The organism is Lentiprolixibacter sp. (genome assembly GCF_982873095.1).
Genome location: NZ_CEYNTP010000142.1, coordinates 1 through 7350, shown reverse-complemented (window position 1 = coordinate 7350; position 7350 = coordinate 1). Strand labels below are relative to the sequence as shown.

The 7350-nt window shown below is 47.6% G+C and carries 7 protein-coding genes and 1 pseudogene; 1 reads left to right on the top strand and 7 read right to left on the bottom strand.

Annotated elements, in window-relative coordinates:
- The 3 genes and pseudogenes from AC4E7D_RS09340 to AC4E7D_RS09330 all read right to left on the bottom strand — a co-directional run.
- A pseudogene (locus AC4E7D_RS09340) lies at positions 1-453 on the bottom strand (membrane protein insertase YidC); the annotation flags it as partial.
- A 103-nt stretch (positions 454-556) separates the two neighbouring features.
- Complete coding sequence (pyrG, locus tag AC4E7D_RS09335) at positions 557-2194, bottom strand: CTP synthase (RefSeq protein WP_490173534.1); 1638 nt, start codon at positions 2192-2194, stop codon at positions 557-559.
- A 58-nt stretch (positions 2195-2252) separates the two neighbouring features.
- Positions 2253-2477 (bottom strand): DUF3820 family protein, encoded by a 225-nt coding sequence (locus tag AC4E7D_RS09330; RefSeq protein WP_490173533.1) that lies wholly within the window; start codon positions 2475-2477, stop codon positions 2253-2255.
- A 55-nt stretch (positions 2478-2532) separates the two neighbouring features.
- On the opposite strand from AC4E7D_RS09330, the gene AC4E7D_RS09325 reads away from it, so the two are divergent.
- Complete coding sequence (locus AC4E7D_RS09325) at positions 2533-3402, top strand: hydroxypyruvate isomerase family protein (protein WP_490173532.1); 870 nt, start codon at positions 2533-2535, stop codon at positions 3400-3402.
- Between the two features lie 14 nt (positions 3403-3416).
- Here AC4E7D_RS09325 and AC4E7D_RS09320 read toward each other — a convergent pair whose 3' ends face one another.
- The 4 genes from AC4E7D_RS09320 to guaA all read right to left on the bottom strand — a co-directional run.
- A complete protein-coding gene (locus tag AC4E7D_RS09320; protein WP_490173531.1) occupies positions 3417-3953 on the bottom strand; it encodes a DUF922 domain-containing protein in 537 nt (178 codons plus the stop codon).
- A complete protein-coding gene (locus tag AC4E7D_RS09315) occupies positions 3941-4345 on the bottom strand; it encodes an OsmC family protein (protein WP_490173530.1) in 405 nt (134 codons plus the stop codon). The genes AC4E7D_RS09320 and AC4E7D_RS09315 overlap by 13 nt, the downstream gene beginning before the upstream one ends.
- Entirely contained in the window at positions 4335-6533 is a 2199-nt protein-coding gene (locus tag AC4E7D_RS09310; RefSeq protein WP_490173529.1) for a PBP1 and LysM peptidoglycan-binding domain-containing protein, read from the bottom strand. The genes AC4E7D_RS09315 and AC4E7D_RS09310 overlap by 11 nt, the downstream gene beginning before the upstream one ends.
- Position 6534: 1 nt before the next feature.
- Positions 6535-7350 (bottom strand): glutamine-hydrolyzing GMP synthase (guaA, locus tag AC4E7D_RS09305; RefSeq protein ID WP_490173528.1); only part of this gene is annotated, 816 nt, incomplete at its 5' end.

Here is a 7350-nt window from a genome sequence, read left to right as displayed (position 1 = left end):
GGATTGTATTACCCGACCGTCAGTTGTACTAAAGCTCAGGTTAAAATCGGCATTGCCCTCTTTTACCAGGTATATAGGAACAGAATCATAGGTAACAAATTGCTTCATCCTGGCCTCTGTTATCTGGCCACCCTGATTATTCACTTCCAGATAGAGGTAGTCATTCTCCAATGCTGTAACCCCCTGGCGTGCAGGCGTGAACTGAAAATCACCTATCGATTTCTGATAATCTGCCAATGCTACGGAATCCTGTATGTTTACGGCTGGCTGTTCAAGCACCGTAGTAGACTCCTGCTTGTCAGGAGCTTGTTCTTTTTCTACTTGTTCTTGTTGTGCCTGTTGTGCTTCCAGCTCCTCAGGAGTGGGCTGGTTCAGGTAAAACCAAAAAATTAAAATGACAAAAATCAGTACAAAACCGATAATTGACTTGACATCGAGTTTCTTTTCTTCCATGGAATTTAAAAATAGCTTAAGGATCTACCTCATGTAAGGACGCACTGTTCCTCAACGGTAATACGCTTTAACCGGTTTGCAAATATATGCCCAAAACGGCACTTTATGCCAAACTGGCATTAGTTTGTTGCCTTTTGTGCTGGAGAACGGCCTTCACAAAGCCAACAAACAGGGGATGTGGGTTGGCTACAGTACTTTTATACTCCGGGTGATATTGCACTCCTATGAACCAGGGATGGGAAGGGAGTTCTATAATTTCCACCAGGCCGGTTTGTGTATTGATCCCTGACGCCAGCATACCTGACTCCTGCAGCTTCTCCTTGTACTCATTATTGAGTTCATACCTGTGCCGGTGTCTTTCTGAGATGTTCGTCTCCCCGCCGTATACCTTTGCCACCAGAGATCCCTCCCTGATCTCACAATCCCATGCTCCCAGGCGCATCGTACCGCCTTTGTTCGTAATGTGTTTCTGCTCTTCCATCAGACTGATCACAGGATGCTCTGTATGTTCGTCCATTTCCGTAGAGTTGGCATCTTTGAGGCCCAGCACATTACGGGCGTATTCTATAACCGCCATTTGCATCCCCAAACAGATCCCCAGGAAGGGGATTCCATTTTCACGTGCATAGCGTACAGCTGAAATTTTGCCTTCTATCCCACGCTCCCCAAATCCCGGGGCCACCAAGATACCATCCAGACCTTTTAATTTACCTGCTATGTTATCCGGGGCCAGGTGTTCTGAATGAATCGATCGCACATTTACTTGTACTTCATTGGTTGCTCCGGCATGGATAAAGGATTCCAGTATGGATTTATATGAATCCTGCAGTTCTACATATTTCCCAATGAGGCCAACGGTAACTTCCCCTTTCGGGTTCTTATGGCGATGCAGGAAGGCGTGCCATTGCTCCAGGTCAGGTTCCCCCTGGGACCGCAAGTCCAATTTTTCCAAAGCAACGCGGTCCAGTCCTTCGTTCAGCATCATAATGGGAACGTCGTAAATGGTTGCAACATCGATAGACTGTATCACCGCCTCTTTTTTAACGTTACAAAAAAGGGCAAGTTTTTGTTTTATCTCTTCGGAAATTTCGTGTTCGGTACGGCACACCAGGATATCCGCTTTGATACCACTCTCCATCAGGGTCTTTACAGAGTGCTGGGATGGCTTGGTCTTGAGTTCACCGGCTGCCGCCAGGTAAGGCACAAGGGTGAGGTGAACCACGATGGCATTCTTATCCCCCAGTTCCCAAAGCAATTGGCGCACTGCTTCGATATAGGGCAGGGATTCGATGTCACCAACGGTACCGCCGATTTCGGTAATCACGATATCGTAATCCCCGCTATTCCCCAGGATCTGGATACGCTCCTTTATTTCGTTGGTGATATGGGGTACTACCTGTACAGTTTTACCCAGGAATTCCCCGCGGCGTTCCTTCTCTATAACGCTTTGATAGATCCGCCCTGTTGTAACGTTATTCGCCTGGGAAGTCCTTACGTTTAAGAAGCGTTCATAGTGACCGAGGTCAAGATCAGTTTCCGCCCCGTCATCGGTCACGTAGCACTCCCCGTGTTCATAAGGATTTAGGGTGCCCGGATCCACGTTGATATAAGGGTCCAGCTTTTGAATGGTGGTTTTATAACCCCTGGCCTGCAGGAGTTTGGCCAGGGATGCAGCAATGATGCCCTTGCCTAATGATGAAGTCACTCCTCCCGTAACGAAAATGTATTTGGTGTCTGCCATGACGCGTCTCTAGGTTACGGGATGTAAAGATACAAATTGCGCTAGGATTTTCGTTGGACTAAGACGCAAAATCTTCCCTTATCTGGCGCAAGAGGCCCTCAAGTCCGTTTTCTTTTATTTCGAGCACCTCCCTGAGATATTCACCCAGAACGCCCGTAGGAAATCCCTTCTGCCGAAACCACACCAAATAAGGTAAAGGCAGGTCACTAAGGTAACGTCCCTTGTATTTGCCAAAAGGCATTTTGTAATGGGCTAATTTTATAAGGCGCTCCTTGTTGATCATGGGTATCCCCCCTGTTTCAATTTAGTTATCTTTAAAACTACTAAACTTCAAAGCTATGAAACGCCGTAAATTTATTGGTACATCCACCGCCGCATCTATGGGTTTCCTCAGTCTTCAGCATACCCTTGCCCAGAAGCAACCCATGCCTGCGAGCAGGCAGAGAAAGGGGAACATTAACCATAGTGTATGCTATTGGTGTTATAACAGCATTCCACTGGATACGTTTTTAGGGCACCTTACTGATTTAGGTATAGGGGCCATAGACCTCGTAGGCCCCGAAGATTGGCCTTTGTTGCAAAAACACAACATCCACGCCTCAATGTGCTGGGGGGCGGAACTAGGCCTTACACAGGGCTGGAACAATCCAGAATATCACCCCGCTTTGATTAAGAACTACCAGGAAATGATCCCGAAGGTGGCAGATGCAGGGTATGCCAATCTTATTTGCTTTAGTGGTAATCGCGACGGTCTTTCAGAGGAGGAGGGGCTGCAAAATTGTGTAGATGGCCTGGAAAACATCCTGCCCCTGGCGGAGCAGTATGGAGTAGTCTTGCACATGGAATTGCTGAATTCGAAGGTGGATCACAAAGACCATATGTGTGACCACACTCCCTGGGGGGTGGAATTATGCCGTAGGCTGGACACGGATAACTTTAAACTTCTCTACGATATCTACCACATGCAGATTATGGAAGGCGATGTGATCCGCACCATCCGGGAGTACCATAACTACATTGGGCATTATCATACAGGGGGAAATCCGGGAAGGCACGAAATTGATGAAACCCAGGAACTCAACTACCCGGCTATCATGAAGGCTATTTTCGCAACTGGTTTTTCTGGTCATGTTGCCCAGGAATTCATCCCTTCCTGGGAAGATAAAATTGCAGCACTGGACCAGGGGGTGACCCTCTGCGACATTTAAGAATTCCAATCCAATTATTGGCTTAAGGCAGCCTGAATCGTTGCATTCCACGCCTTTTGCTGACCCACATTTCGGGAATAGTCCGTTTCCAAATCATAGCGATCCTGGAAGGCGGCCAGTTCTTCATTGATCTTGCGATAAATCGCTCTTATCTCTGCCTTGATGTTGCGGGTAAAACGGGTACTGTTAAGTTGCCGCCTCATTTTTCTTGCGAAGAGTTCGGAAATATCAAAATGCAATTGTTCATGACTAAGGACTACTGCGTTGCAGATCTCGGGTTTATACCAGGATTTTTCGGGGTAAAAGAAGCACTTCACGGTGAAGTCCACTTCCATCTCGCCACTCACCTCTGTTGAGGAGAAGTAATAACTTATCCCACTCGCAGTAGTCGCCGCTATATTGCCCGTCAGGGGCGGGGTGGCGCGAAAGTCTTCCCAACTCAACCGATATTCCGGATCCCACTCTATGGCCTCTTCCTCCTGCCCCCAAAGCAGGAAACCCTGGAAAAACAGCAGGCTGCCAACTATAATGGTCTTGACTATAAATCCCAATGGTAATGGATTTCTTTTTTAATCTCGGGATGGATACTTTGAATTACAGGACAGGTATTCCCAACCCGTTCGAGGATGGTGCGTGTTTCCGTAACAATATTCTGAGGTAGATGCAATATGGCTTTAATTCCGGAAATCCGCCTGGGGTTAGCCGCCATGGTCTTGGTTACCTCAGCATAGGCTCCTTTCAGTTCAAGGCCCATCGCATGCGCCTTTATCCCCATAACGGTCAGCATACAACTTGCAAGGGCAGTTGCCACCTTGTCTGTGGGAGAAAAAGCCTCTCCCCTCCCGTTGTTGTCCACGGGGGCATCTGTAATGATTTCGTTCCCGGACCGGAGGTGCCTGCATTCTGTACGCAACTCCCCAAGGTAGGTAACTTTAGAGGTCATCCTGAGGGTTTATTTGTTTCACACGCATTTCATCGTACATCATGATGTAGGAAGCTGTATTGAAATAGCCAGAGGCCAGGTCCTTGGCATAATCGAACTTGTTGCCATCGTATTCAGTAACCCCTATGGTTTCAGAAGCCTCAAAGAGGTTCATTCGGTAGGCCAGCTTTAAAAGGATATCATAGGTAAGGTCAAAACCACGGGTAGCATACCGGTCCGGTAAGGTTCCGAACCGCCTGCGGTACCGTGTTATAAAGGCACTGTTTCCGGTTTTCCGGTCAATAGAAGGGTAGGTGAACCGAAGATTGGAGAGATGATTCCCTGAGATCACATCATTTTCAAAGGCCTTGTTCTTGTTTGTAGTGAACATCCGTACCTGGGTGGTGTCAGATATAGCCGAATTGAGGATGGAACTCACACTGCTGACTACCTTAAAATTGTCGGTTTCCACAAAGACCCAGTTCTCTTTTTCAATAGAAAGGGACATGGTGAACAGCTCCAGATCCAGGGCTATGTTTTCTTCCTCCTCCAAGATCTCAACGACTTTAGCGTCCGGAAACTTTTCAAGGATTTTCTGTTCTGCGTCCTTGTTTTGCTGATCGGCTATGACCAGGATCTGCTGTTCGGTCACCTTACTTTCCATGTAAGACAACATACGGTCTCTAAGGTTTTCCTCAGTGGGCACTGTAAAGAAGACATTACTCAGGCTGATATCCGCACTGGAAGCCAGGGGGGCAATAACAGGGACCTGATAACTCAGTGCCTGGGCGGCCACTTCCTGTAGTGCATCCACTTGCAGCGGGCCAAAAATTGCGCTGTAATCGCCTAAATTTTCCCGTGTTGCAATCTCCTTCACCCGATTGAGATCTAATTCTGTATCGTAGGTCCTTACATCCACAGAGACCCCCAGGGATGAAATGGAATCGAGGGCAATTAGTGCTCCTGAATACAGACCCAGACTGTATTTAAGGGCATTGCTCCTTTCAATGGTAGCTCCTACGGCATCGGTATCGTTCAGATTGAGCCGGTTCAGGCGAAAAGGAAGCATAAACAGTATTTTTGGGCGATTCTGGGGATTAATGCTGTCCAGCAAGTTGATCCTGTCCAGGACCAATGCATTCTTAACCTGCAACTCCGGATTGATATCAAGGGGCAGTTTCAGGACCATCCCCGCCTTTAATCCCTTGACCAGGTCAGGGTTGAGTTCGAGCAGATCATTGTAAGAGATCCCGAACATACGGGTGAGGGAAAACTCGGTTTGTTTGGGTTTCACTTCATAGAAGACATAGTTTTCTGTGTTTACCTCCTCTTGCGGGTTCTTTTGTACGGGCAGCCTGAGTACCATCCCTTCCTTAAGGCCATTTTGTTCAACAATTTCCGGATTTAATTTAATGAGCTCGTCATAGGTTATTCCGTATTCCTTGGTAATACTGTACAGTGTTTTCTGTGCGGGCACGGTATAGCTCTCGTACAATTGCACTTCCTGTCGTTCCACAGAGCTGCCGGCAACCTTGGGTAGGAGGAGCTCCTGTCCAATCATCAGGTGATTGGTTGTCTTGGGTAAATCCGGGTTAAGGGCCACCAGGCTGTCTATGGTGATCTTATACTTGTGGGCGATGCTCCATCTTGTTTCCTTGGGCTGTACCCGATACACTTCAAAGTCATCCGGGTTTAATCCTAATTCATCCGGTTCTGGTTCCTGGAATATGGGGATTCGAAGGCGCATCCCTTTTTTAAGTGGCTCTGAATACAGCTGCGGATTATAGCGTTTTAGGTCTTCCTCTGTGATCTCATAGCGGTTGGTTATGCCATAAACTGTTTCCCGCTTGCGAACACGGTGCTGATTGTAGCCAATGGGTTCCAGGACAACCTCCACGGTATCCTTTTTGAGCGCTCTCAACAACTCCTCGGTGGTCTTTTTCTCTTTTACAACTTCAACAGTTTCAGGTACAGGTGCCTCAGATGCCAGGGGAATAACCAAAATGGTATTGGGTTGTATATCCTCCCCGGATTTGAGCTCGGGGTTAGCTTTAAGAATATTAAAAGGTGTAACCCGGTACTGCTTGGCAATACTATTCAGGGTCTCGCCCTCCTTAACCGCATGCGTAGCATACTGCTGTGCCCAGGCCTGGACGGAAGCTGCTATAAAAACAAGTACCAGAAAAATTCTCCTTAACGCTCTTTTCATCCTATTCCCATTCTATTGTTGCCGGGGGCTTGGAACTAATGTCATACACCACACGGTTCACCCCGGGTACTTTGTTGATAATTTCGTTGGACGTCTTCTGTAAGAACTCATAAGGCAAATTCACCCAATCTGCCGTCATGCCGTCAGTACTTTCGACCGCACGTAAAGCTACGCATTTTTCATATGTACGTTCATCCCCCATAACGCCTACACTATTTACGGGCAAAAGCATGGCGCCGGCCTGCCAGACATCGTCATAAAGGCCCCATTCTTTCAATCCGTTGATAAAAATTGCGTCCACTTCCTGCAAAATCTTCACTTTTTCAGCTGTTACATCCCCCAGGATCCGGATAGCTAGCCCCGGCCCGGGGAAAGGATGCCTCCCCAGGCGTTCTTCATCTACCCCCATGGTGGTCCCCACACGCCGCACTTCGTCCTTAAAAAGCATTTTTAGCGGTTCTACCACCTTCAGTTTCATAAAATCAGGCAGCCCGCCAACGTTGTGGTGGCTTTTAATGGTGGCCGACGGTCCTCCCGTTGCCGAAACGGATTCGATCACATCCGGGTAGATGGTCCCTTGTGCCAGCCATTTCACATTTTTTACCTTGTGGGCTTCGTCATCAAATACTTCAATAAAAACCCGACCAATTATTTTGCGCTTCTTCTCAGGATCTTCTACTCCTTCCAAAGCATTCAAAAAACGTGCCGAAGCATCAACGCCTTTGATGTTAAGCCCCATATGTTCGTACTGATCCAGCACTTCCTGGAATTCATTTTTTCGCAGCAAACCATTGTTTACGAAGATACAATGCAGGTT